Below are 22,927 nucleotides of genomic sequence, written 5' to 3' on the forward strand. Positions count from 1 at the left end.
TGTGAACTGTCGACCCAGCCAGGAGGAGGTCCCCCATGGCGATTGCAGACGTCAAGGAATACGCACATCTCACCGAAGCCGACATCGAGTCGCTCGGACGCGAGCTCGATGCGATCCGGCGCGATATCGAAGAGTCCCGCGGGGAGCGTGACGCGCGGTACGTGCGAAACACGATCAGACTGCAGCGTTCCCTCGAAATCGGTGGCCGAGCCGTCCTCTTCGCGAGCAAGCGGCGTCCCGCCTGGCTGGCGGGCACGGCCATGCTTTCCCTCTCGAAGATCATCGAGAACATGGAACTCGGCCACAATGTCATGCACGGCCAGTGGGACTGGATGAACGATCCCGAGATCCACTCCACCTCGTGGGAGTGGGACGTGACGGGACCGTCCGCTCACTGGAAGCAGACGCACAACTACATTCACCACAAGTACACCAACGTCCTCGGCATGGACGACGACGTGGGATACGGACTGCTGCGCGTCACGCGCGACCAGCGGTGGAAGCCGTTCAACACCGGCAATCTCCTGTACAACACGCTGCTCGCGCTGTTCTTCGAGTACGGCATCGCGGCGCAGCATCTCGAACTCGGCAAGGTCGCCAAGGGGCGCGTGCCGAGCGAGGACACCCAGCGCAAGCTCCGCGAGGTCGGCGAGAAGGTCGGCAAGCAGATCCTCAAGGACTACGTCATCCACCCCGCGGTCACGGGTCCCGCGTGGAAGAGCACTCTCACCGCCAACATCGCCGCGAACATGATCCGCAACGTGTGGACCAACGCGATCATCTTCTGCGGGCACTTTCCGGACGGCGCCGAGAAGTTCACCAAGGCGGACATCGACAAGGAAACGCAGCCCCAGTGGTACCTGCGGCAGATGCTCGGTAGCGCGAACATCGAGGGCGGCAAGCTGATGGACTTCATGTCCGGCAACCTCAGCTACCAGATCGAGCACCACCTGTTCCCCGACCTGCCCAGCAACCGCTACTCGGAGATCGCCGTGCGGGTGCGGGAACTGTGCGACAAGTACGACCTGCCGTACACCACCGGGCCCTTCCTCGTGCAGTACGCGAAGTCGTGGCGCACCATCGCCAAGCTGTCGTTGCCGAACAAGTACCTCAAGGCGACCGCGGACGACGCGCCGGAGACGGCGTCGGAACGCAAGTTCGGTGGAAACACCACGGCGACAATCGATCCCGTGACCGGCCGCCGTCAGGGGCTGAGTACCGCGATCAAGCGCACCCGCAAGCGCCGCGGTCTGCGCGCGCTGCTGTCCCGCTAGAAAAGTTCCGCTACAGACGCGGTTCGTCCCTCACCAGGCTTCGTTGGATGCGATGGCCGTGAGGAGGTGACGGACCGCGTCGACGCGTTTGGCGGCCTTGCCCTCCAGTAGGTCGAGCGCGCATTCCGGGTCCGCGGGCGGGCCGAGGTGGGTACACCCTCTCGGGCAGTCCTCGATGGCCGCGGCCAGATCGGAGAACGCGGCCACCACGTTCTCCGGGGAGATGTGGGCCAGTCCGAACGACCGGATGCCGGGAGTGTCGATCGCCCAGCCGCCCGTCGGAAGCGGCAGCGCGACCGATTGCGTGGACGTATGCCTGCCCTTGCCGACGCCGGAGACCACGCCGACGGCCCGGTCGGCGTCGGGCACGAGGCGGTTGACGAGAGTCGACTTCCCGACCCCCGAATGGCCGATCAGCGCGGTGAGCCGGCCCGACAGCATCGACAGCACCTCGTCGACGGGATCGTCGCGACCGGCCACGACGACGGGAACGTCGAGGTCGGCGAACGCGCTCGCGAACTCCTCGGGCGGCTCGAGATCGCTCTTCGTCAGGCACACGATGGGACTCAACCCGCCCGCGTACGCGGCGACGAGCGCACGCTCGACGAATCCCGTCCGTGGCGGCGGGTCCGCGAGCGCCACGACGATCAGCAGCTGCTGGGCGTTGGCCACGACGATCCGCTCGTACGGATCGGTGTCGTCGGCGGTGCGTCGCAGCACCGTGGAGCGTTCGGCGACCCGCACGATCCGCGCCAGGGTGTCGGGTTTGCCGGACAGGTCACCGACGACGCTCACCTCGTCGCCCACCACGATGGGGGTGCGGCCCAGTTCCCGGGCGCGCATGGTGACGAGGGGACGTTCGGGGTCGCCGCCCAGCACGCAACCCCATCGGCCGCGGTCGACCGAGACGACCATCGCCGACTCCGCGGCGAGGTGTTCCGGCCGGGTCTTCGTGCGCGGGCGCGTTCCTCGGCCCGGGCGTACCCGGACGTCGGACTCGTCGTACTGCCTGCGACTCAGAAGCTCGCCTTCCGCTCGGTGCCCGCAGCTGCGGACAGCATTGTGGCCCACAGGTTCTCGAAACCGGGCAGGGTCTTGGCCGTGGTGCCGACGTCCTCGATCCGGATGCCGTCGACCCGCAGCCCGACGATTGCGCCCGCGGTCGCCATCCGATGGTCGGCGTACGAGCGCCACGTTCCACCGTGCAGGCCTGCCGGGACGATCGTCAGGCCGTCCTCGGTCTCGGTGACGTTTCCGCCCAGCGAGTTGATCTCGTGTGCGAGCGCGGCGAGCCGGTCGGTCTCGTGACCGCGCAGGTGTGCGATGCCCCGCAGGTGCGATGGCCCGTCCGCCAGTGCGGCGAGCGCCGCGACGGTCGGGGTGAGTTCGCCCACGTCGTGCAGGTCGATGTCGATGCCGGTCAGCTGCTGCGGCCCGCGGACGGTGAGATTCGCGCCGTCCAGTCGGACGTCCGCGCCCATCGCCAGGAGGATCTCGCGGATCGCGTCTCCGGGTTGCGTCGTCCTGCTCGGCCACAGGGGAACGGTCACCTCACCGCCGGTGACGGCGGCGGCTGCCAGGAAAGCGGTGGCATTCGACAGGTCGGGTTCGATCGCGCGGTCGACGGCCCGGACGACACCGGGGCTCACCCGCCATGTGTCGGCCTCCCCGCCCGTCGCCGGGGTCGTGACCTCGACGCCCGACTCGCGCAGCATCTCGACCGTCATGTCGATGTGCGGCATGGACGGGACCGTCTTGCCGTCGTGATGCACGGTGACGCCCTCGTCGAATGCGGCCGCCGACAGCAGCAGCCCGGAGACGAACTGTGACGAGCCGGACGCGTCGATGGTGACCCGTCCACCGCGCAGCGAGCCCGCACCGCGGACCGTGAACGGGAGGGAGTCGCCGTCGATGTCCGCGCCGAGACCGCGCAGCGCGTCCAGGATCGTGTCGAGGGGCCGGGTGCGCGCCTGCTCGTCTCCGTCGAAGTGAACCGTTCCGCTCGCGAGTGCGGCGACCGGCGGCAGGAACCGCATGACGGTGCCGGCCAGGCCGCAGTCGACCGCACCACCCTGGAGCGGTCCGGGGGTGACCCGCAGCGTCGTGTCGGCGCCGACCGTCTCGATGCTGATGCCGAGCGTGCGGAGAGCCTCGATCATGAGGTCGGTGTCCCGGCTGCGCAGTGCCCCGGTGAGGGTGGACGGACCGTCCGCGAGTGCGGCGAGGATCAGCGCGCGATTGGTGATCGACTTCGATCCGGGGAGGGCGACCGTCGCGACGACGGGCGCTTCGGCGCGGGGGGCGTTCCACAGGCTCAGGCTCACGGTCTCCATCTTCGCCTATCGGGCGGGTCGCCGGGCGGGGTGGGCGGCGTGTCGCGGGTGTCGGTGGTTCGTGCCACTCTGGTGGGCATGTGCGGCAGGTATGCGACCACTGCGAATCCGGCGACACTCGCCGCCGACCTCGATGCGATCAACGAGGCGGGCGAGGAGGAGAGTCCGCCCGACTACAACGTGGCGCCCACCACGCAGGTCCTGACGGTGGTCGACCGTCACGACGCCCGGCGGATCCGGCGGATGCGGTGGGGGCTCGTGCCGTCGTGGACGAAGGAGCTCGGCAAGGGGCCGGTGCTGTTCAACGCGCGAGCGGATTCGGTCGACAACAAACCGGCATTCCGGAACGCGTTCAAATACAAGCGCTGCCTCGTTCCGATGGACGGCTGGTACGAGTGGCAGACCGAGGTCGATGCGGCGGCCGCGGGGAAGAAGTCGGGTAAGGCGAAAAAGATCCCGTACTACATGTCGCCGGAGGACGGCTCGCGCCTGTACATGGCCGGGCTGTGGTCGGTGTGGCACGATCCCGCGGTCGCGGAGTCGCACCCGGTCCTGAGCTGCAGCATCATCACGGTCGACTCCGCCGCCCAGCTCGAGAACGTGCACGACCGGATGCCGCTGGTGATGCCCCGCGACCGCTGGTCCGCGTGGCTCGATCCCGAGCATCCCGCGTCGACGGATCTGCTCGAGGTGTCACCCGACGCCATCGCCGACATCACCGTCCGGCGGGTGTCCACGCTGGTCAACAGCGTGAAGAACAACGGGCCGGAACTCCTCGACCCCGATGCCGCCGGTCGTGACGAGGCTCAGGTGGGGGAGCAGATCAGCCTGCTGTGACCGCCGCGGTGACGGCTCCGCTGAGCCGCACCAGGTCGGCGGGCGCGAGTTCGATCTCGAGTCCGCGCCTGCCCGCGCTGCACAGCACCCGGTCCCAGTCGAGCGCCGACTCGTCGACGACGGTCGGGAGTGCCTTGCGCTGCCCGAGCGGTGAGATGCCCCCGAAGACGTACCCGGTGGAGCGCTCCGCCTCGGTACGGTCCGCCATCACGGCCTTGCCCGCGCCCAGCGCCGCGGCCGCCGCCTTCAGCGACAGTTTCTCCGGCACCGGCACGACCGCCACCGCGAGCTTGCCGGTGTCGAGTTTGATCACCAGCGTCTTGAACACCTGATGGGCGGTGACGCCGACCGTCTCGCCCAGGGCGTCGACGGCCTCCGAACCGTACGATTCCGCCCGCGCATCGTGCGCGTAGCTGTGCACGGTGTGGTCGATGCGGTGTTTCGCGAGCAGCTTCGTCGCGGGAGTGGCAGTTCCGGCCATGGACAGACACTCTGCCACGCGGTCGGGAACACAGCGGACGGGAGGCGTGTTGGTACCTGCAGAAGAACAGAGTGCATCGAAGGGAGTGGTCCGTATCGTGATGTCCTCGGTGATGGAGCCCACGTCGCGTCTGCAGTTGGCGGTAACGTTGACGCCCACGGCGACCGAAGGGATCAGCGTGCAGGAACATGACCGTCCGACGGCAGACCAGGCCGAGCCACAGGACGAGTTGATCGCGCGTTTCGAAAGGGACGCGCTCCCACTTCTGGATCAGTTGTACGGCGCTGCTCTGAGGATGACCAGGAACCCGGCGGACGCCGAGGACCTCGTGCAGGAAACGTACGTGAAGGCCTACACGGCGTTCCGTTCGTTCCGTGAGGGCACCAACCTCAAGGCGTGGCTGTACCGGATTCTCACGAACACATACATCAACTCGTACCGCAAGAAGCAGCGCCAGCCCGCGCAGTACCCCACCGACGAGATCACCGACTGGCAGCTGGCGGCGACGGCGGAACATTCGTCGACCGGGCTGCGATCCGCCGAGGTCGAGGCCCTGGACGCGCTGCCCGACGACGACATCAAGGAGGCACTCCAGGCCCTGCCGGAGGAGTTCCGGATGGCCGTCTACTACGCCGACGTCGAGGGATTCCCCTACAAGGAGATCGCCGAGATCATGGGCACCCCGATCGGGACCGTGATGTCGCGACTGCACCGCGGGCGCAAGCAGCTCCGGGGTCTGCTCGCCGACGTCGCACGCGAACGTGGATTCAACCGTGGGGGCACCGACGACGTGCCCGGCGACAGTGTAGTGAGCGCGGAACAGGAGGTTTCTCGGTGAGCGAGCAGGACGAATTCGAGCAGCTCGACTGCTCCGCCGTCATCGCGGACGTCTGGCTGATGCTGGACCGTGAATGCGACGCGGCGTCGCGGGCGCGGCTGCAGAGGCACCTCGACGAGTGCGGGTCGTGCCTCGAGGCGTACGGCATCGAGGAGAAGGTGAAGTCTCTCGTGAACCGCAAGTGCGGCGGGGAGCACGCACCGGAAAGCCTCCGTCAGAGGCTCTCCATAGAGTTACGGCGGACGATCCTCATCACGAACACCGAACCCGACGCATAACTCGTCAGAACAGCAATCAGGGGCCGGAAAGCATCGCTGCTTTCCGGCCCCTGGTGCGTTCTACGGCGCGTCAGGCGTTGGGACGCTTGCCGTGGTTTGCGGCGTTGCCCTTGCGACTGCGCTTCTTACGACCACGCTTACCCATGAGTAGATCTCCCTTCTTTTCACCACAGTCTTCCACGTGTGGTTGGGTGTCCTTGCAACAGGGCTTTCTCGACACCCGGGAGTGAAGGATCACAATGGCAGAAGACGTGCGCGCCGAAATGGTTTCGACGGTGTATCAGGTTGTGGTGAGCGCGGGCGACGAGGTGAAGGAGGGCGACACCCTCGTCATCCTCGAGTCGATGAAGATGGAGATCCCCGTCATCGCCGAAGAACCCGGCACGGTCACCTCCGTGGACGTCAAGGTCGGCGACGTGATCCAGCAGGGCGACCTGATCGCAGTGATCTCCTGAGCTGACAGCCACCGACGATGTCCACACTGAGCGACCTGCTCGCCGAACACACCGACCTTCCCGGCGAGGCCGTCGATCATCTCCAGCGCGTCGTGGGTGAATGGCAGTTGCTCGCCGACCTCTCCTTCGCGGACGTTCTGCTCTGGGTCGGAACGGATTCCGCGGCCACCAACCCGACCGGCACCGTGATCTGCGTCGCGCACTGCAGGCCCACCACCGCGTCGACCGCCTTCCCGGAGGACGTCGTCGGGACCGTCGTGTCGGAGTCGGAACATCCGCAGGTGCTGCAGGCGCTGCTCGAGGGCCGCGTCGTGCGACCCGAGGACGGCGGCGGGCACGCCGGTCTGCCGCCGCGCCGGGAAGCGGTCCCGGTGCGGTGGAACGGCGAAGTGATCGCGGTCTTGAGCCGGGACACCAACCTGTCGCACCAGCGGGCGCAGAGCCCGCTCGAGGTCGCGTATCTCGACTGCGCCGAGGATCTGTGCCAGATGATCAGCGACGGCACCTTCCCGATCCGGGAGGCCCGGTCGGATACCAACTCGAGTCCTCGCGCCGGCGACGGCTTCATCCGCCTCGACACCGACGGCCGCGTCGTCTACGCGAGTCCCAATGCGCTGTCGGCCTATCACCGGATGGGTCTCAGCTCGGACCTGATCGGCCAGAACCTGGCGGCCACCACGCGGTCGCTCGTCACGGATCCGTTCGAGTCGCAGGAGGTCGCCGGGTACATCCGCGACACCATCGCCGACAAGCCGGGCCGCCGCATGGAGATCGAGGCCAGGGGAGCGACCGTCCTGCTCCGGGCGCTGGTCCTCAAACCCGGCGGGAAGCGCGTCGGCGCCGCCGTCGTCGTGCGGGACGTCACCGAGGTGAAGAGGCGGGATCGCGCCCTGCTCAGCAAGGATGCGACGATCCGCGAGATCCATCACCGGGTGAAGAACAATCTGCAGACCGTGGCGGCGCTCCTGCGACTGCAGGCCCGCCGCACCAACAACGAGGAAGCCCGGCAGGCGTTGAGCGAATCGGTGCGCCGCGTCACGTCGATCGCCCTCGTGCACGACACGTTGTCGATGTCGGTGGACGAGGAAGTGAACCTCGACGAGGTCGTCGACCGTCTGGTGCCGATCCTGTCCGATGTGGCGACGGTGAGTACGCCGATCAAGGTCCGCCGGGAGGGCAGCTTCGGGGTGTTCTCCGCGGAGCGGGCCACGCCGCTGGTGATGGTGCTGACCGAACTCGTGCAGAACGCGATCGAGCATGCCTTCGAACCCGGCGCTCCGGGCACGGTCACCATGAGGGCCGAGCGTTCTGCGCGGTGGCTGGACGTCGTGATCCACGACGACGGCAGGGGATTGCCGCCCGGTTTCAGCCTCGAGCGGTCCGACCGTCTCGGTCTGCAGATCGTCCGGACTCTGGTGGCCGCCGAGCTGAACGGTTCCCTCGGGCTGCACCCCGGGCCGGAGGGTGGAACGGATGCCGTGTTACGCGTACCGCTGGGCCGTCGTGGGCCGCGGTACTGATCGGCGGGCAAGCAAAAGGCCCGGCACCATGTGGTGCCGGGCCCGTCTCCTTCTGAAGTATCAGACGGTGGTGCGGGCACGCGTCCGAGCGTTGCGGCGCTTGAGTGCGCGTCGCTCGTCTTCGCTCATGCCGCCCCACACACCGGCGTCCTGGCCCGACTCGAGTGCCCACGAGAGGCATTCGGCGGTCACCGGGCAGCGGTTGCAGACAACCTTGGCATCAGCAATCTGCGCGAGAGCCGGACCGCTGTTTCCCACAGGGAAGAACAACTCGGGGTCTTCGTCGCGACAGATTGCCTTGTGGCGCCAGTCCATCCTTCTGCTCCTTAACTGGGTGCGTAATGCACCGTTTCGTCTTCATGAGTTCATGTGTGCGTAGAGAATGTTTCCGCACTGTTGCTTGTGAATGCTTTCACGAACTGGCGGGATGTCAATAGAAAACCGCCGCACCGTGGGGGAGCTCACGTTCTTAGGCTGCCCTTCGAGGTGCGCCGTCCTTTGTACCCGGTGCAGGCACTTCCCGCTAGGTGAAAACGGCAATTCTCGAGAATTGCTCAGGGTCGCGCCGGCGCGACGACATCCAGCGCCTCGGGCACCGACACGAACTCGACGACTTTGCGCAGTCCGATGTAGTCGCCGTCCATCTGCAGTCCGATGGGCTCCGACGCGGATATCCGCACGGACGGCACGTCGTCGACCCGGACCAGCTTCTTCGCCTTCGGACGGGTTCCGGGGGTCAACAGCTGGCGGGCCACCCGCAGCGTGGTGAGAATCGCGGTGGACCGCATCGCGAAGACGCCGAGGCCGGTGTCGTAGGTGGTGTCGGGATTCGTGTGGACCTCCCGCTTGTTCAGATACGTCCAGGGACTCGCGTTCGACACGAATGCGTAGTGAACGCCCTCGACGGGATCGCGATCGGGGACCTCGACGGTGAGGGTCGGCTCGGCGTATTTCGATCGGAAGAACACGCGCACCGCCGCGCGGACATATTGCGCCGGTGTGGCCGGCCGCCCGTTCTTGCGGTGCATGTCGACCGCCTCACACACCTGGGCGTCCCAGCCGAGACCGGCGTTGAACGTGAACCAGCGGCTGTCGCAGTGCGCGAGCCCGATCCGGCGCCGCTGCCTGCGGGCGAGGAGATCGATGAGCTGGTTGGTGGCGTCCACCGGGTCGGGCGCGATGCCGAGCGAGCGGGCGAACACGTTCGCCGACCCACCGGGGACGACGGCGATCGGGGGAATCGGCCCCACCGTCACGGCGCTCATCGACTTCGGTGCCGGGGTGCCGAGCAGTCCGTTGACCACCTCGTTCACGGTGCCGTCGCCGCCGTGGACGATGATCAGGCCCATCCCGTCCACGCAGGCCTGCTGCGCCAGTTCCGCGGCGTGACCGCGGTGTGTCGTGTGCGCGACCGTCAACCGCACCCGGCTCGACAGCGCGTGGGCGAGGAGATCACGCCCGGCCGGAGTCGTCGATGTGGCATTGGGGTTGACGATCAGCAGCGCGCGCACGGGGCCCAAGCCTAGCGGGGGCGGCACGTGTCACCATCCGAGGCCGCCGGCGACGGGGTGTTCTAGGCTGGCCGACGTGCCGAAGCCGTCTCTCAGCAAGTCCACGCCCACCACGGTCCGCGCGGCGGGCGCCCTGGTGTCGCTCGAGGGCGCGGTGGCGGTCGGTGTCGCCGTGGTGCTGGTCATCAGGGGAGTGCTCGGGCACGACCAGAGCGTCAGCAGTGGATACGGCACCGCAGCCTGGTTCGCGATTCTCGGTGGCGCCGTGCTGGCCGCCGGGCTCGCGCTGATCTTCGGCCGGCGCTGGGGGCGGGCGATCGCGATCGTCGCCCAACTTCTCCTGCTTCCGGTGGCGTGGTCGCTGCTCACCGATTCGCACCAGCCGTTCTTCGGTGTGCTGCTCGGCGTCGTCGTCGTGGCGGCCCTCGGGTGCCTGTTCAGCAGTCCCACGTCGAAGTGGATGGCTGCCGAGTACGGCCAGGAGGCCGACAACGACAACCCGTCGGACCGCTAGCCCACCTCGGACGCGAGGCGGCCGAGCGGCTCCCCGGTCAGCCGGTAAGTGGTCCACTCGTCCTGCGGGTGCGCGTCCAGCGACTCGTAGAACGCGATCGACGGCTTGTTCCAGTTGACCACCGACCACGACAGTCGGGTGTAGCCGTTGTCGACGCACTCCTTCGCGAGTGTGGCGAGCAGGGCCTTGCCGTGCCCGGCGCCGCGCTCGGACGGGCTGACGAACAGGTCCTCGAGGTAGATGCCGTGTGTTCCGTCCCAGGTGGAGAAGTTGCGGAACCACACCGCGATCCCGACGACCCGGTCGTCGTCGTTCACCGCGACGTGGGCGAACGTGGATGGCTGCGGGCCGAACAGCGCGTCGTCGATCTGGTCGGCGGTGACGGTGCACTCGTCGCGGGCCCGCTGATGTTCGGCGAGTTCGTAGATCATCGCGGTGATCGCGGAGACGTCCTCGGGTACTGCGCGTCGGATCATCGGGCACCTTCCTCGCTTGTGACGTTGTGGCTGACCACCTGTTGCGCCCCGTGCTCGAAGCCGAGGACGGAATACGCGCCCGGCGACATCGCGAACCGGCGCCCCTCGCTGATGGGAAGCTCCGCCCAGCGGGCGATGAGCGCCCGCGAGAAGTGGCCGTGCCCGACGAGGATCACGTCGCGGTCGACGAGTTGCGAATGCGCGACGGACAGTACGAGGTCGCACCGGGTGTGCACCTGCTCGGCCTGTTCGCCGCGAGGGCACGGATGCGTCCACACGGTCCAGTCCGGCACCTGCTGCCTGATCTCGGGAGTCGTCATGCCCTCGTAGATCCCGTAATCCCATTCGGCGAGTGCGTCCCAGGTGCGCTGGATCTTCAATCCCGCCAGCTCCGCCGTCTCCTGGGCGCGTTGCCGCGGACTGACGATGACGAGGGGGTCGCGCAGTTCGAGGGCGTCCATCGCCGGGCCCACCCGCCGCGCCTGGGCTTCACCCAGTTCGGTGAGGTGAACGTCGGTCCGACCGGTGTGTTTACCCCAACGGGCCCATTCCGTTTCGCCGTGTCGGAGGAGGACGATCCGACGGCCGCGCGGCGAATCACTGGGTGGCATCCATCCATCATGTCAGTCAATCTGCGTGTATGGCTCGCCTCCGGGGACGAAGTAGGTAAGGATCGAGCCGTGACAACGGTTCTTGCAGTGGCAAATCAGAAGGGTGGGGTCGCGAAGACCACCACGGTCGCTTCTCTCGGCGCAGCCCTCGTCGGGCTGGGCCAGAAGGTTCTGGTGGTGGATCTCGACCCGCAGGGATGTCTGACGTTCTCCCTCGGGCACAACCCGGACCGCCTGGACGCCTCCGTCCACGAGGTGCTGACGGGTGATCTGACGGCGCAGGAGGCCGTGATCGACACCGAGGACGGTGTCGCCCTTCTGCCCGCGACGATCGACCTCGCGGGCGCGGAAGCGTTGCTGCTCATGCGTCCCGGTCGTGAGTTCGCTCTCAAGCGCGCTCTGGCGCCGCTGCTGGACGACTACGACACGATCATCATCGACTGCCCGCCGTCGCTCGGTGTGCTCACGCTCAACGGGCTCACGGCGGCGCAGTCGGTACTGGTGCCGCTGCAGTGCGAGACGCTCGCCCACCGGGGTGTGGGGCAGTTGCTGAGGACGGTCACCGAGGTGCAGCAGATCACCAACCCCGACCTGGTGCTGCTCGGAGCGCTGCCGACGCTGTACGACGCCCGCACGACGCACAGCAGAGACGTACTCTCCGACGTGTCCGACCGCTACAACCTGCCGGTCCTCGCTCCGCCGATTCCGCGGACGGTGCGATTCGCGGAGGCGACGGCGTCGGGTGCCACGGTGCTGGCGGGGCGGAAGAACAAGGGTGCCCAGGCGTACCGGGACCTGGCCGAGAACCTCGCCAAGCACTGGGCGGGATCCGAGCTGGCTACATTTTCGCCTGGAAGTGCCGAGTAAGTTCTTCCGGCGTCGGATTCCACGCGGCGGGCCAATCCTGTTGGCGTAACTGGGCGTCCGTGCCCCCGTCGGCGAAGACGACGCTGCCGCAGAACAGTGTCGACCCCGGTCCGAGCAGGAACTCGACGAGCGTGGCGATCTCGTCCGGGCGTCCGCGCCTGCCCAGCGGGACCGGATAGAAGTCCAGCGCCTTCGCCAGTTCGGGGTCGAGGTCGTCCCCGCTGGTCATCGGTGTGTCGATCATGCCCGGCGCGATCGCGTTCAGTCGTATGCCGCTGCCGATCCACTCGGGCCGTACCGCTTCACGCCGAATCCACCAGGCCAGTGCGAGCTTGGACGCCGGGTATGCCGGGATGGCGGTCACCTGGTCGCCGATGCGCACCGCCTCCGCCTCGTCACCGTCGAGGCACGCGGTCACCAGATTCTCGGGAATCCCCGGCTGCGTGGTGGTGCTGCTCGACGAGATCACCACCACCGAGGCGCCGCCCGCGCGCTCGAGGGCGGGCTTCAGTGCGGTCACGAGTTCCACGGCCCCGAAATAGTTGACCGCGACGAGTGTGCCGCCCGGGACGTGCGACAGCGACCCGAGTCCGGCGCAGCAGACGAGACCGTCCACGACGCCGCCGCTCGCCTCGGTCACGGCGTCGGCCGCCGCGGTTCGTCCGCCGGGGGTCGACAGGTCGGCGGTCACGTCGGTGTGTGCGAGGTCGACTCCGATGACGGTATGACCGCCGGACTCGAGTGTGCGGCGGCTCGCCGCCCCGATACCCGAGGCGGCGCCGGTGATCACGTAGGTTGCCATGCCGTGAATTAGAACACGTTGCAGATCGCGGTGATGCGGACTTCGGCCTCCGATTCGCATGTGCCGGAATCCGCGTCGGCATAGTGGGCGCGTAGTCCCGTGACGCCGGGCGCCCGGTCCTCGTGCAGCACGAACCGGGCGTCGTAGTCGCCGCCGTTCTGGGAGCGGAAAGGCAACGGCGCGTCGGTGAACAGGCCGGACAGGCGATCGATCAGCCGGGCCGCGACACCGGGGTAGTGCTCGGCGGGCAACCGGTCCGCGCTGTCGATAAGGACCGGTGGCAATACGGACATCCCCGTGTACCAGAAGATTCCGTGGTGGATCGGGAACAGGACCTCGTCCATCTGGCCGTTGATCCCGCGTGGGCCTGCGCTGTCGGCGCTGCCGCCGAAACTGACGACCGTCATCGCCCGCTTGCCGGCCAGGGTTCCGTCGCCGTACCGCCGGGTGGAGCCGTCCTCGCGGCGCAGTCCGTAGCCGTAACCCTCGACGAAGACCCGGTCGAACCAGCCCTTGAGGATCGCGGGCATGCCGTACCACCACAACGGGAACTGCACGACCACCGCGTCGGCCCACGCGAGTTTGCGTTGCTCGGCGCGGATGTCGGGGGCCAGGGCGCCCTCGGTCAGGGCCTGACCCGACCGCGCGCCGACGAGGAGGCGGCGGTGGGGGTTGTGTCCGAAATCGTCTGCTGTCACCACCGGGTTCCATCGCATCGCGTACAGGTCCGATGTCCGGATGTCGTGGCCGGCCCCGCGCAGTGCCGCGAGGGCGTCGCTGCGGAGTGCTGCGTTCAGGGACTTCGGTTCGGGATGTGCCGATACCCACAGGATCTTCATGGTTCGCCTTCCGCTCGGTCGTCCTGACCTCTCCGATCATGGACGCGTTGCGGTGGCCGCGACAGTGGCCGGTGGGACGATATATGAAACAATCGGGCCATGTCCGATTCGAGAGGCAAGCGGACGCTGCGTCGTCATCGCGTGGTCGTGTTCGTGCGCGACGGTCTGCTCCCGATCGAGTTCGGAATCGTCCACCGACTGCTCGGTGAGGCGCGATCGCGGGAGGGTGAACCGCTGTACGAGGTCCTCACGTGCACCCTCACACCCGGCGCCGTCCGGACCGACACCGACGTGACGATCACGGTCGAGCACGGCCCGGCACTGCTCGGCACAGCCGACACCGTCGTGATCCCGGCGTCCGATCAGGACTACGACCCGCCGGAGGACGGGCGCCTGCCCCGTCACCTCGCGGACGCCCTCGCGCACATTCGCCCGGGCACTCGGGTCGCATCGATCTGCACGGGTTCGTTCGTTCTCGCCGCGGCAGGCCTTCTCGAGGACCGGCGTGCCACGACGCACTGGAAGTCGGCGGACGCGTTCCGGCGGCTGTACCCGGACGTGCACCTGGACCCCGGCGTGCTCTACACGCACGACGGAGCCGTGCTCACCGCCGCCGGCGTCGCGTCCGGAATCGACCTGTGCCTGTACATGATTCGTCTCGACCACGGTGCGTCGGTGGCCAACGAGGTGGCGCGGGGGACGGTCGTGCCGCCTCATCGCAGCGGTGGTCAGGCGCAGTTCATCACCGAACCCGTCCCGGACGCCGACGGTGTGTCCACGGCGCGAGCGCGAGCCCGGGCGCTGTCGCATCTCGATCAACCGCTGTCGCTGCGGGAGCTGGCCGCGTGGGAGTCGATGAGCGTGCGCACGTTCACCCGGCGATTCCGGGCCGAGACGGGGATGTCGCCGACGCAGTGGATTCTCGAACAGCGGATCATCCGCGCCCGCGAACTGCTCGAGAACACCGACCTGCCGGTGGACGACGTGGCGGCGGCCGCGGGATTCGGCACCGCGACGTCTCTGCGACAACACCTCTCGCGCACGGTCGGCGTCTCACCGTCCGCGTACCGCGCCACTTTCCGTTGACGGCATGCTCATTCGTCCAAGTGCGGGGGAGAGCACGGCGCTAACGTCGGGGCCATGACAGTCTCGGATACGCCTCGAAGCAACACCCTGACGATGCGGGCTCAGCCGCTCCTCGCCGTCGACGACGTCGAACGCGCAGGCGAGTGGTACCGGAAGGTCCTGGACGCGCGCCGCGGCCACGGCGGACGGGACTACGAGCAACTCCTCGTCGACGGGCACATGATCCTGCAACTGCACCGGCTCGACGAGGGCCACCACCACGGCCCCCTCGGCGATCCTTCGCTCCCGCGGGGAAACGGGGTGGCGATCTGGTTCGAGACCCCCGACTTCGACGGCACCGTCGCGCGGGTGCGTGAGGCGGGTGCCGACGTGGTCACGGACGTGCACGTCAATCCCAATGCAGGACATCGCGAGATCTGGATCCGCGACCTCGACGGCTATCTCGTGGTATTCGCCGAACCTGCGTGAGGGGCGACCTCAGCGCAGCGCCACGACAGCATCGCCGCGCTGTTCGAGGACGACGTCGCCGGCCACCGTCGTGAGGATCGGCCCCGCCGCGGCATCACGCGTCACCGGAATCGTGCGAAGCAACGCGCCGGTCGACAGGTCGAGCACGGCGATGCCGGATTCCACCGGAACCAGCAGGTTTCCGGCCATCACCGCTCCCGGGCCGAGAGCGCCGGGGAAAATCCAGTGCGGTGCGAGATCGGAGGCGCCGAGCGACACCACGTCCGAACCGGTCCACCAGGTGACCACCGAACTGCTCGTCGACGTGACGGGATTCGGGCCGACCCCGAGGGTGAGCGCGTATTCGGACACGGCGTTGCCGGTGCCGTCGAACAGGCCGATCCGCGGTCCGTGCGACGGGCCCGCGGGTAGGTAGACGGCCGTGGTCTCGCCGGACACCCCGAGGATGCGGGCGCCCTCGACGCCGGCATCCACCCCCGCCAAGACGCTCGACCCGTACTCCTCGGGTTCCTGATTGTCCTTCGGCGACGGGTTCATGACCGTCAGACGATCGGCCACCTCGCCGGGGCAGCGCTCCAGAACAGACAGTCTGCTGCTGCTCGAACCGACGTCGATCAGCGTGCATCCGCTACGCGGCTGCTTCCTGGGATTCACGGGCGCGTCCACCCGGCCGTACTCGACGGTGCGGACGAGGTCGGAGCGCCACAATTCCAGCCGGCGGTCGCCGAGGGACGCCACATACGTACCGTCGGCCTTCAGCGTCACATCGGAATCGGCGTCGCTGCTCCGCTGCGCCAGGCGCTCGCCGGTGCCGCCGTCGAGTTCGGTGACCTGGGAGCAGCCGCGGTCGTCACGGTAGACGGCCACGACCTTCCCCCACGACGCCGTCACACCGCACAGGTCGAGATCACGCTCGTACCGCCACAGTTCGGTACCCGACATCCGGTCCCGTCCCACGACGTCCCCACCGTCGGCGGTGACGACCGCACCACCGACGACGAGGGGTGCGGAGGTGGCGGAACTGGCGGAGTCCCAGATCGGGCGCAGCGTCTCCGGAACCATCAGGGCGGTGACGAGCGCAGGCGGCGGCTCGGCGGCGGTGACCGAGGTGGTGCCCCGGGCATCGCTGCGGAACCACACCACGGTGAGGGCGACCACGACCGCAACGGCGATTCCGGCAGCGACGACGTGATCGGCGCGCGAGCGCCGCTCAGGTGCGAGCACGGTGGATGTTTACTCCGCGTTCGTCGCGGCGGCGCCGACCTTCGTGGTCCGGCGGCGGCGACGCCGGCGGGGCTTGGAGGCACCCTCGCCGTCGGTGTCCCCGCTCGGAGCGGCAGACTCGGGTGCCGTCGGCTCCGGCGACACGGACTTGGGGCCCACGGAGTCCGCGGGGCGGCCACCACGGGTGCGGCGGCGGGTGCGGGTGCGTGCCGGACGCTCCGTGCGCTCGGCCTTCTCGCCCTGCCCGGTATCAGTGTTCTCGCTCCGCTCGGCGCCCGTGTTCTCGCTCCGCTCGGCGCCCGTGTTCTCGCTCCGCTCGGGTGTGACCTTCTCGGCCTTCTCCACCCGGGGGCGCTTGATCGTGCCGGTCGTGCCGGCCGGGATCGACAGCTCCTCGAACAGGTGCGGGGAGCTGGAGTACGTCTCCGCCGGATCGGGGATGCCGAGGCCGAGAGCCTTGTCGATGAGCTGCCAGCGCGGGATGTCGTCCCAGTCCACCAGCGTCACCGCGATGCCGGTGCGGCCCGCCCGGCCGGTGCGGCCGATCCGGTGGACGTACGTCTTCTCGTCCTCGGGGCACTGGTAGTTGATGACGTGGGTGACATCGTCGATGTCGATACCGCGGGCCGCGACGTCCGTTGCGACCAGCACGTCGATCTTGCCCGTGCGGAACGCCTTCAGCGCCTTCTCGCGAGCGACCTGATTGAGGTCGCCGTGGACGGAGCCGACGGAGAAACCGCGCTCGGCGAGATCGTCGGCGACCTTCTGGGCGGTGCGCTTGGTGCGGGTGAAGATCATCGTCGCGCCGCGGCCCTCGGCCTGCAGCACGCGGGCCACCATCTCCGCCTTGTCCAGCGCGTGCGCCCGGTAGATGTGCTGGCTGGTCCGGTCGTGCACCGCCGAGTCGTCGGCCTGCTCGGCGCGGATGTGCGTCGGCTGGGTGAGGAACGTGCGGGCGAGCGTGATGATCGGACCCGGCATGGTCGCCGAGAACAGCATCGTCTGGCGCTTGTCCGGCACCATTCCGAGGATTCGCTCGATGTCGGGCAGGAAGCCCAGGTCGAGCATCTCGTCGGCCTCGTCGAGAACGAGGACCTCGACCTTGCCCAGGATCAGATGACCCTGGTTGGCGAGGTCGAGCAGACGGCCCGGGGTGCCCACGACGACGTCGGCGCCCTTCTGGAGCGTCGCGATCTGCGTCTCGTAGGGGCGGCCACCGTAGATGGCGAGGACCTCGAGCTTGTTCTTCTCGCCCTTCAGGTACTTCGCTGCGCCCTCGAGGTCCTTGGTGACCTGGATGCACAGCTCGCGGGTGGGGACGATGACCAGTGCGCGGGGAGTGCCGTCGAGTGCGGCCGTCCCGGTGGTGCCACTGGAGATGCGGTGGAGCAGCGGGACGCCGAAACCGAACGTCTTGCCCATGCCCGTACGGGCCTGACCGATCAGGTCGTCGCCGGCGAGGGCGAGGGGGAGCGTCAGCTCCTGGATCGCGAACGTCCGCTCGATGCCGATCTCGTCGAGAGCGCGGACGATCTCGTCACGAACTCCGAGCTCGGCGAAAGTGGGGGCGACGTGCGTGGAGTCGAGTTGCGCAGACAGCGTGGTCTCGGTTGCGTCGTCTTCATGGTCGACAGTGATCTTGCTCAGGGGACTGGCCTTCCTCGTAGCTGCACGCACGCACGAGGTAAGGGCCAGGCCGCTGGTCGGCCCGATTTCCCAGTCGACGCTCGTCGATGTCCTCTTCCGAGTCGATCCTGCCACTGCCTCAGCGCTGAAATCGGAGATTTCGGCGAGGCGCGGCTGGGACCGTCGATCAGGTGCGCGCACATTATCGGTGGGAACCGCTGATCGGATCGTGATCGATCATCACTCAAACCGCGTTCTCCGTGGAGGCGAACGTGGTGACGAGCGGTTGCCCACGATCATTGTAGCTGGAGAACGCCCCACAACCGGTTCGCATGGCAAACATCACTGGGTGACCCACTAGGCTGTGGCGCCATGGAGCCCAACACGCCTGCATCCTCTGATTCCACCATTCCCGCTGATCACCCCGGCGTCAGTGAACTCTTCGCGGTCCTCGCGTATGGCGAGATCTCCGCGTTCTACCGGCTGTCGGAGGACGCGCAGATGGCGCGGACCCTGCAGGGCAAAGTGGCGCTCGCCAGCATGGCCGCCGCCGAGATGGGCCACTTCGAGATGCTCGAGAAGGCGCTGACCGCGCGTGGGTTCGACATCTTCGAAGCGATGGATCCGTTCGTCCGCCCCCTGAACAACTACCACGCGTCCACCACACCGTCGACGTGGCTCGAGGCATTGGTGAAGGCCTACGTCGGTGACGGGATCGCCGCCGACTTCTACCGCGAGATCGGGCACTCGCTGCCCGCCGAGGTGTCGCGGACGGTCGAGGAGGTGCTCTCGCAGACCGGCCACTCGGAGTTCGTCGTCCACGAGGTACAGCAGGCGATCAAGGCCAGCAACCGCGACAAGGACCGCCTCATGCTCTGGGGCAGGCGACTGCTCGGCGAGGCCATCACCCAGGCACAGTTCGTCCTCGCGCAGCGGGAGGCGCTCACCGAACTCGTCATCTCCGCGTCCGGCGACCTCAACGGCGTCGTCGCGCTGTTCGACCGCATGCAGGAGATGCACGCCGAACGCATGGCCGTGCTGGGTCTCGTGTGACGGCACCGCCGTCGTGCCTGGTATGACGGCATGTTCGCTCAGGGCACAGCCCACAGACGCGCACCGGCGGCGGCCACTGCATTAGCCTGGCCAGGACAGCTGATGTTTCTCGGAGAGTTCGGAGGTTGACCGTGGAGGTCAAGATCGGTGTAATCGACAGCCCGCGTGAGCTCATCGTCAGCAGCGAGCAGACCCCGGACGAGGTCGAGACATTGGTCTCGGACGCCCTCACCGGTGGCGACGGGATCCTGTCTCTGGAAGACGACAAGGGACGCAAGTACCTCGTGCAGTCCAGCAAGATCGCCTACGTGGAGATCGGCCCGTCCGATATCCGCAAGGTCGGATTCGCTCCGACCAAGTGAACACACGGGAAAGGGCCCGCAGTCGACTCGACTGCGGGCCCTTTCCCATGCGCGGTGTCAGCGCTGTTCGGGATGCAGCGGCACGCGGGACAGACCGCCCCACGCGAGCGTGACCGTCGTGTCGACCGCTTCTTCCTTCGGGATCGGGCGCGACGCCTCGAGCCAGTACCGCGCGGTGAACTGGCTGGCGCCGACGAGGCCGACAGCGAGGATGCGGGCGCGGTAGGGATCGAGACCGGAGTCGTGGCTGACGAGGTCGAACACCGCGTCCACGCACGCCTCGGTGGCCTGCTCGACGCGGCTCTGCACCTGCGGCTCACCCATGAGGTCCGACTCGAACACGAGCCGGAAGCCCTGCGAGTCGTTGTCGACGAAGTCGAAGAACGCCTGCACCGCGGCGCGGACACGCTGCTTGTTGTCCGTGGTCGAGCGCAGTGCCTGCCGGACGCCGGAGATCAGGCTGTCGACATAGCTCTGCAGCACCGCCACATACAACTCGAGCTTGCCGGGGAAGTGCTGGTAGAGGACGGGCTTGCTCACACCGGCGCACTCGGCGATCTCGTCCATACCGGCAGCGTGGTATCCGCGTGTGACGAAGACCTCGCTGGCTGCGGCGAGTAGCTGCAGTCGCCGGGCGTCACGGGGGAGTCGCGTGCTGCGACGGGCCCCGGTGCCCTTTCCGGGCGTGGCATCGCGATCGGAGTTCGTCCGATCCGCGAGTTCAGTCATAGCGCTTCCAATCTGCACAAGTATTCCGCGTCACATTCTGTGTAACTGTCTGAACGATACCCGCGCGTAGTGAACCGTTCATGGTGGACTCGCTGGACTCGCCCGGTCAAGGATATTGCCTGACCGGTAACTGGGGTCCTGTGGGGTTCGGGGGCGCCTGGTGATCCGGGTAGCCGCGACGTTGCGGATCGCATCTGCGTGACACGCCGAATGACCTGCGGACGGTGCGCTGGGACGAGGCGGTGCCGGACTGTGAGATTCTGGGCTGCGTGACTGACCGAGGAGGACCGCGGGTTCGCGGCCGGGCTCCCCAGAGCTCCGAGGACGGGGAGCGACGATCGCGCAGCATCGACCAGCGTGACGTCCGTCCCCGCGCTTCGCAGTCGGCACCGCAGGCGCAGTCGCATCAGCCGCTCCGTGCGCAATGGGACCCGACCAGCCGCGACGTCGGCAGGCCCCGGAACCCGCGCCCCGAGCGGCAGGCGAGGAAGCAGAGCCGCATCGGCCGGTTCGTCTCCACCTACGGCTGGCGGGCCTACGCGATCCCGATCCTGCTCGTGGTCACCGTTCTCGTGGTGGTCGACGCGGTCCGGGACACCGGCAGTGGCAGCGAGACGACGGCCGAGACCGACACACCCGGATTCGGCACCCTGTCCCGCGACACCGATGGTTCGAGCGTCATCGGGATCCCGCCGGAGGCCGACGGTAACTTCGCCGCCGAACTTCCCTCGGGCGCGCTGCCCGAGGGAGGCCCGTTCACGGCGGTCGGCGCAGGCACCTGGCACGTGGTTCCCGGAAGCGGGACCAAGATCGGGCAGGGCACCGAGCGCGAATTCACGTACAGCGTCGAGATCGAGGACGGGGTCGACACGTCCGGGTTCGGCGGTGACGAGTCGTTCGGCCGGATGGTCGACCAGACGCTGTCGAATCCGAAGAGCTGGACGAAGGACCCGCGGTTCGCGTTCCGCCGCGTCGACCAGGGCGACCCCGACTTCCGGGTGTCGCTGACGTCGCAGATGACCATCCGTGAGGCGTGCGGCTACGACATCCAGCTGGAGGTGTCCTGCTACAACCCCGGCATCGATCGCGTCGTCCTCAACGAGCCGCGCTGGGTGCGGGGGGCCATTGCGTTCCAGGGCGACATCGGGTCGTACCGGCAGTACCAGATCAACCACGAGGTCGGGCACGCCATCGGCTACCAGGACCACCAGCCGTGCGAAACCGAGGGCGGACTCGCGCCGGTGATGATGCAGCAGACGTTCGGCACGGCCAACAACGACATCGCGCAGCTCGACCCCGAGGGTATCGTCCCGATGAACGGTCTGACCTGCCATTTCAATCCGTGGCCGTTCCCGAGGGCGTGAGCAGGGGCCGCCCCGCGCGACTGCCGGCGGGAGGGGAAGAATGGACCCCGTCGGAGCGTTGAATTCAATGCTGTCCGACGTATCGGAAGCTGTCGCGCAATCGTCAGGAGTGGACCGTGTCGCTTGACCGTTCTGTGAAGACCACCGAGGCACTGCCGCCGCTGGTGGAACCGGACGCCGAACTTTCCCGCGACGAGGTGGCGCGGTACAGCAGGCACCTGATCATCCCGGACGTCGGCATGGCGGGGCAGAAGCGCCTGAAGAACGCGAAGGTCCTCGTCATCGGCGCGGGCGGCCTCGGCTCACCCGCCCTGCTGTACCTGGCGGCGGCGGGTGTCGGGACGCTCGGCATCGTCGAGTTCGACGAGGTCGACATGTCGAACCTGCAGCGGCAGGTGATCCACGGCCGGTCCGACGTGGGCCGTCCCAAGGCAGAGAGTGCGCGCGACTCGATCCGCGAGATCAACGACAACGTCGACGTCCGGTTGCACGAGTTCCGGCTCGAGCCCGACAACGCCGTCGAACTGTTCGAGCAGTACGACCTGATCCTCGACGGCACCGACAACTTCGCCACCCGGTACCTCGTCAACGACGCCGCCGTCCTCGCGCACAAGCCGTACGTGTGGGGCTCGATCTACCGATTCGAGGGCCAGGCGTCCGTGTTCTGGGAGGACGCGCCGAACGGTCGCGGACTCAACTACCGGGACCTGTACCCGGAGGCGCCCCCGCCGGGAATGGTGCCGTCGTGCGCCGAGGGCGGTGTGCTCGGCGTGCTCTGCGCGTCGATCGGTTCGATCATGGCCACCGAGGCGGTCAAGTTGATCACCGGCATCGGGGAGTCGCTGCTCGGACGGCTGATGGTCTACGACGCACTCGACATGACCTACCGCACCATCACGTTGCGCCGGGATCCGGCGCGGACCCCGGTCACCGAACTGATCGACTACGACGCGTTCTGCGGCGTGGTGTCCGACGAGGGTCAGGCGGCGGCGGCCGGTTCGACCATCACGGCCACGGAGCTGCGTGATCTCCTCGATTCCGGCAAGGAGATCGAACTGATCGACGTGCGCGAGCCGGTGGAGTGGGACATCGTCCACCTGCCCGGTGCCGTGCTGATCCCGAAGGACCGCATCCTGTCGGGGGAGGCGCTGTCGGAGCTTCCGCAGAACAAGCCGATCGTGCTGCACTGCAAGACCGGGGTCCGGTCGGCGGAGGCGCTGGCCGCGCTGAAGAAGGCGGGATTCTCCGACGCCACACATCTGCAGGGCGGCGTGATCGCATGGGCGAAACAGGTGGACACCAGCCTGCCTGTCTACTGACCTCCGCCACGGCATGATTGCCGTCTCCGGGCCAGCGCGCCTTGCAGTGCCACCGGCCCA

General features: G+C 67.9%; 27 protein-coding genes. 14 read left to right on the plus strand and 13 right to left on the minus strand.

The features are described from left to right. Positions 1–35 precede the first annotated feature (35 nt). The gene (locus PSR88_RS32280; protein ID WP_016883171.1) at positions 36–1,274 is read left to right on the plus strand and encodes a fatty acid desaturase family protein; all 1,239 of its coding nucleotides are present in this window, start codon (positions 36–38) and stop codon (positions 1,272–1,274) included. A 30-nt stretch (positions 1,275–1,304) separates the two neighbouring features. Here the strand turns inward: PSR88_RS32280 and rsgA are convergent, their stop codons facing one another. Beyond that, a complete protein-coding gene (gene rsgA / locus PSR88_RS32285; protein ID WP_081437487.1) occupies positions 1,305–2,345 on the minus strand; it encodes a ribosome small subunit-dependent GTPase A in 1,041 nt (346 codons plus the stop codon). Continuing rightward, entirely contained in the window at positions 2,291–3,607 is a 1,317-nt protein-coding gene (gene aroA, locus PSR88_RS32290) for a 3-phosphoshikimate 1-carboxyvinyltransferase (RefSeq protein WP_016883170.1), read from the minus strand. The genes rsgA and aroA overlap by 55 nt, the downstream gene beginning before the upstream one ends. Positions 3,608–3,685: 78 nt before the next feature. Here aroA and PSR88_RS32295 point away from each other — a divergent pair, with 78 nt between their 5' ends. Next, the gene (locus tag PSR88_RS32295) at positions 3,686–4,444 is read left to right on the plus strand and encodes an SOS response-associated peptidase (RefSeq protein WP_029539454.1); all 759 of its coding nucleotides are present in this window, start codon (positions 3,686–3,688) and stop codon (positions 4,442–4,444) included. On the opposite strand, the gene ybaK is transcribed toward PSR88_RS32295, so the two are convergent. After that, positions 4,431–4,925, minus strand: a complete 495-nt coding sequence (gene ybaK, locus PSR88_RS32300; RefSeq protein ID WP_016883168.1) for a Cys-tRNA(Pro) deacylase — start codon at positions 4,923–4,925, stop codon at positions 4,431–4,433. The genes PSR88_RS32295 and ybaK overlap by 14 nt on opposite strands. Positions 4,926–5,025: 100 nt before the next feature. Here ybaK and PSR88_RS32305 point away from each other — a divergent pair, with 100 nt between their 5' ends. Beyond that, positions 5,026–5,763: a sigma-70 family RNA polymerase sigma factor gene (locus PSR88_RS32305; protein ID WP_050787536.1), complete on the plus strand. Its 738-nt coding sequence runs from the start codon at positions 5,026–5,028 to the stop codon at positions 5,761–5,763. Continuing rightward, complete coding sequence (rsrA, locus tag PSR88_RS32310; RefSeq protein WP_009479546.1) at positions 5,760–6,041, plus strand: mycothiol system anti-sigma-R factor; 282 nt, start codon at positions 5,760–5,762, stop codon at positions 6,039–6,041. Before PSR88_RS32305 ends, rsrA begins: the two co-directional genes overlap by 4 nt. Before the next feature lie 70 nt (positions 6,042–6,111). Here rsrA and PSR88_RS32315 read toward each other — a convergent pair whose 3' ends face one another. After that, positions 6,112–6,186 carry a 50S ribosomal protein bL37 gene (locus PSR88_RS32315; protein WP_022597109.1) on the minus strand — a complete coding sequence of 25 codons (75 nt, stop codon included), beginning with the start codon at positions 6,184–6,186 and terminating at the stop codon, positions 6,112–6,114. 94 nt (positions 6,187–6,280) lie between these two features. Here PSR88_RS32315 and PSR88_RS32320 point away from each other — a divergent pair, with 94 nt between their 5' ends. Beyond that, the gene (locus PSR88_RS32320) at positions 6,281–6,496 is read left to right on the plus strand and encodes a biotin/lipoyl-binding carrier protein (protein WP_005240095.1); all 216 of its coding nucleotides are present in this window, start codon (positions 6,281–6,283) and stop codon (positions 6,494–6,496) included. 17 nt (positions 6,497–6,513) lie between these two features. Next, positions 6,514–8,016, plus strand: a complete 1,503-nt coding sequence (locus tag PSR88_RS32325) for a sensor histidine kinase (RefSeq protein WP_011598274.1) — start codon at positions 6,514–6,516, stop codon at positions 8,014–8,016. 60 nt (positions 8,017–8,076) lie between these two features. Here the strand turns inward: PSR88_RS32325 and PSR88_RS32330 are convergent, their stop codons facing one another. Next, on the minus strand, positions 8,077–8,331 hold the full coding sequence (locus tag PSR88_RS32330) for a WhiB family transcriptional regulator (RefSeq protein ID WP_005240099.1): 255 nt from the start codon (positions 8,329–8,331) through the stop codon (positions 8,077–8,079). 239 nt (positions 8,332–8,570) lie between these two features. Beyond that, entirely contained in the window at positions 8,571–9,527 is a 957-nt protein-coding gene (locus PSR88_RS32335) for a diacylglycerol/lipid kinase family protein (protein WP_009479548.1), read from the minus strand. Positions 9,528–9,603: 76 nt separating this feature from the next. On the opposite strand from PSR88_RS32335, the gene PSR88_RS32340 reads away from it, so the two are divergent. Next, entirely contained in the window at positions 9,604–10,041 is a 438-nt protein-coding gene (locus PSR88_RS32340; protein WP_016883166.1) for a hypothetical protein, read from the plus strand. Here PSR88_RS32340 and PSR88_RS32345 read toward each other — a convergent pair. Then, positions 10,038–10,517 (minus strand): GNAT family N-acetyltransferase, encoded by a 480-nt coding sequence (locus PSR88_RS32345; RefSeq protein WP_009479549.1) that lies wholly within the window; start codon positions 10,515–10,517, stop codon positions 10,038–10,040. The genes PSR88_RS32340 and PSR88_RS32345 overlap by 4 nt on opposite strands. After that, positions 10,514–11,128 carry an acid phosphatase gene (locus PSR88_RS32350; RefSeq protein WP_029539453.1) on the minus strand — a complete coding sequence of 205 codons (615 nt, stop codon included), beginning with the start codon at positions 11,126–11,128 and terminating at the stop codon, positions 10,514–10,516. Before PSR88_RS32350 ends, PSR88_RS32345 begins: the two co-directional genes overlap by 4 nt. A 69-nt stretch (positions 11,129–11,197) precedes the next feature. On the opposite strand from PSR88_RS32350, the gene PSR88_RS32355 reads away from it, so the two are divergent. Further along, positions 11,198–11,995, plus strand: coding sequence for a ParA family protein (locus tag PSR88_RS32355; protein WP_009479551.1), 798 nt, complete (start codon positions 11,198–11,200; stop codon positions 11,993–11,995). On the opposite strand, the gene PSR88_RS32360 is transcribed toward PSR88_RS32355, so the two are convergent. Both PSR88_RS32360 and PSR88_RS32365 read right to left on the minus strand, forming a co-directional pair. Next, positions 11,967–12,797 (minus strand): SDR family oxidoreductase, encoded by an 831-nt coding sequence (locus tag PSR88_RS32360; RefSeq protein ID WP_011598278.1) that lies wholly within the window; start codon positions 12,795–12,797, stop codon positions 11,967–11,969. The genes PSR88_RS32355 and PSR88_RS32360 overlap by 29 nt on opposite strands. Positions 12,798–12,805: 8 nt before the next feature. Further along, entirely contained in the window at positions 12,806–13,636 is an 831-nt protein-coding gene (locus PSR88_RS32365) for an NAD(P)H-dependent oxidoreductase (RefSeq protein WP_016883164.1), read from the minus strand. A gap of 99 nt (positions 13,637–13,735) precedes the next feature. On the opposite strand from PSR88_RS32365, the gene PSR88_RS32370 reads away from it, so the two are divergent. Both PSR88_RS32370 and PSR88_RS32375 read left to right on the plus strand, forming a co-directional pair. Then, the gene (locus PSR88_RS32370) at positions 13,736–14,722 is read left to right on the plus strand and encodes a GlxA family transcriptional regulator (RefSeq protein ID WP_016883163.1); all 987 of its coding nucleotides are present in this window, start codon (positions 13,736–13,738) and stop codon (positions 14,720–14,722) included. 54 nt (positions 14,723–14,776) lie between these two features. After that, positions 14,777–15,190, plus strand: coding sequence for a VOC family protein (locus PSR88_RS32375; protein WP_016883162.1), 414 nt, complete (start codon positions 14,777–14,779; stop codon positions 15,188–15,190). A 9-nt stretch (positions 15,191–15,199) separates the two neighbouring features. Here the strand turns inward: PSR88_RS32375 and PSR88_RS32380 are convergent, their stop codons facing one another. Together PSR88_RS32380 and PSR88_RS32385 are read right to left on the minus strand one after the other, a co-directional pair. Further along, positions 15,200–16,414, minus strand: coding sequence for a hypothetical protein (locus PSR88_RS32380; RefSeq protein WP_011598282.1), 1,215 nt, complete (start codon positions 16,412–16,414; stop codon positions 15,200–15,202). 9 nt (positions 16,415–16,423) lie between these two features. Further along, positions 16,424–18,091: a DEAD/DEAH box helicase gene (locus PSR88_RS32385; protein WP_016883161.1), complete on the minus strand. Its 1,668-nt coding sequence runs from the start codon at positions 18,089–18,091 to the stop codon at positions 16,424–16,426. 321 nt (positions 18,092–18,412) lie between these two features. Between PSR88_RS32385 and PSR88_RS32390 the strand changes: the two genes are divergently transcribed. Further along, positions 18,413–19,093, plus strand: a complete 681-nt coding sequence (locus PSR88_RS32390) for a ferritin-like fold-containing protein (protein WP_009479559.1) — start codon at positions 18,413–18,415, stop codon at positions 19,091–19,093. Between the two features lie 131 nt (positions 19,094–19,224). Beyond that, positions 19,225–19,455 carry a DUF3107 domain-containing protein gene (locus tag PSR88_RS32395; RefSeq protein WP_009479560.1) on the plus strand — a complete coding sequence of 77 codons (231 nt, stop codon included), beginning with the start codon at positions 19,225–19,227 and terminating at the stop codon, positions 19,453–19,455. 57 nt (positions 19,456–19,512) lie between these two features. Here the strand turns inward: PSR88_RS32395 and PSR88_RS32400 are convergent, their stop codons facing one another. After that, positions 19,513–20,184 (minus strand): TetR/AcrR family transcriptional regulator, encoded by a 672-nt coding sequence (locus PSR88_RS32400; protein WP_009479561.1) that lies wholly within the window; start codon positions 20,182–20,184, stop codon positions 19,513–19,515. Positions 20,185–20,408: 224 nt separating this feature from the next. Here PSR88_RS32400 and PSR88_RS32405 point away from each other — a divergent pair, with 224 nt between their 5' ends. Both PSR88_RS32405 and moeZ read left to right on the plus strand, forming a co-directional pair. Then, positions 20,409–21,548 (plus strand): DUF3152 domain-containing protein, encoded by a 1,140-nt coding sequence (locus tag PSR88_RS32405; protein ID WP_016883160.1) that lies wholly within the window; start codon positions 20,409–20,411, stop codon positions 21,546–21,548. Between the two features lie 134 nt (positions 21,549–21,682). Then, a complete protein-coding gene (moeZ, locus tag PSR88_RS32410) occupies positions 21,683–22,867 on the plus strand; it encodes an adenylyltransferase/sulfurtransferase MoeZ (RefSeq protein ID WP_016883159.1) in 1,185 nt (394 codons plus the stop codon). The last annotated feature ends 60 nt before the right edge of the window (positions 22,868–22,927 follow it).

Origin of the sequence: Rhodococcus sp. DK176 (assembly GCF_038447315.2) — a bacterium.
GTDB classification, from domain to species: Bacteria; Actinomycetota; Actinomycetes; order Mycobacteriales; family Mycobacteriaceae; genus Rhodococcus_F; species Rhodococcus_F jostii_A.

Bases quoted from the DNA above. Each gene is read 5' to 3' on its own strand.
- PSR88_RS32280 (WP_016883171.1), top strand. From the start codon at position 36: ATGGCGATTGCAGACGTCAAGGAATACGCACATCTCACCGAAGCCGAC.
- aroA (WP_016883170.1), bottom strand. From the start codon at position 3,607: ATGGAGACCGTGAGCCTGAGCCTGTGGAACGCCCCCCGCGCCGAAGCG.
- PSR88_RS32295 (WP_029539454.1), top strand. From the start codon at position 3,686: ATGTGCGGCAGGTATGCGACCACTGCGAATCCGGCGACACTCGCCGCC.
- ybaK (WP_016883168.1), bottom strand. From the start codon at position 4,925: ATGGCCGGAACTGCCACTCCCGCGACGAAGCTGCTCGCGAAACACCGC.
- PSR88_RS32305 (WP_050787536.1), top strand. From the start codon at position 5,026: ATGTCCTCGGTGATGGAGCCCACGTCGCGTCTGCAGTTGGCGGTAACG.
- PSR88_RS32320 (WP_005240095.1), top strand. From the start codon at position 6,281: ATGGCAGAAGACGTGCGCGCCGAAATGGTTTCGACGGTGTATCAGGTT.
- PSR88_RS32325 (WP_011598274.1), top strand. From the start codon at position 6,514: ATGTCCACACTGAGCGACCTGCTCGCCGAACACACCGACCTTCCCGGC.
- PSR88_RS32330 (WP_005240099.1), bottom strand. From the start codon at position 8,331: ATGGACTGGCGCCACAAGGCAATCTGTCGCGACGAAGACCCCGAGTTG.
- PSR88_RS32345 (WP_009479549.1), bottom strand. From the start codon at position 10,517: ATGATCCGACGCGCAGTACCCGAGGACGTCTCCGCGATCACCGCGATG.
- PSR88_RS32350 (WP_029539453.1), bottom strand. From the start codon at position 11,128: ATGCCACCCAGTGATTCGCCGCGCGGCCGTCGGATCGTCCTCCTCCGA.
- PSR88_RS32360 (WP_011598278.1), bottom strand. From the start codon at position 12,797: ATGGCAACCTACGTGATCACCGGCGCCGCCTCGGGTATCGGGGCGGCG.
- PSR88_RS32365 (WP_016883164.1), bottom strand. From the start codon at position 13,636: ATGAAGATCCTGTGGGTATCGGCACATCCCGAACCGAAGTCCCTGAAC.
- PSR88_RS32370 (WP_016883163.1), top strand. From the start codon at position 13,736: ATGTCCGATTCGAGAGGCAAGCGGACGCTGCGTCGTCATCGCGTGGTC.
- PSR88_RS32375 (WP_016883162.1), top strand. From the start codon at position 14,777: ATGACAGTCTCGGATACGCCTCGAAGCAACACCCTGACGATGCGGGCT.
- PSR88_RS32390 (WP_009479559.1), top strand. From the start codon at position 18,413: ATGGAGCCCAACACGCCTGCATCCTCTGATTCCACCATTCCCGCTGAT.
- PSR88_RS32400 (WP_009479561.1), bottom strand. From the start codon at position 20,184: ATGACTGAACTCGCGGATCGGACGAACTCCGATCGCGATGCCACGCCC.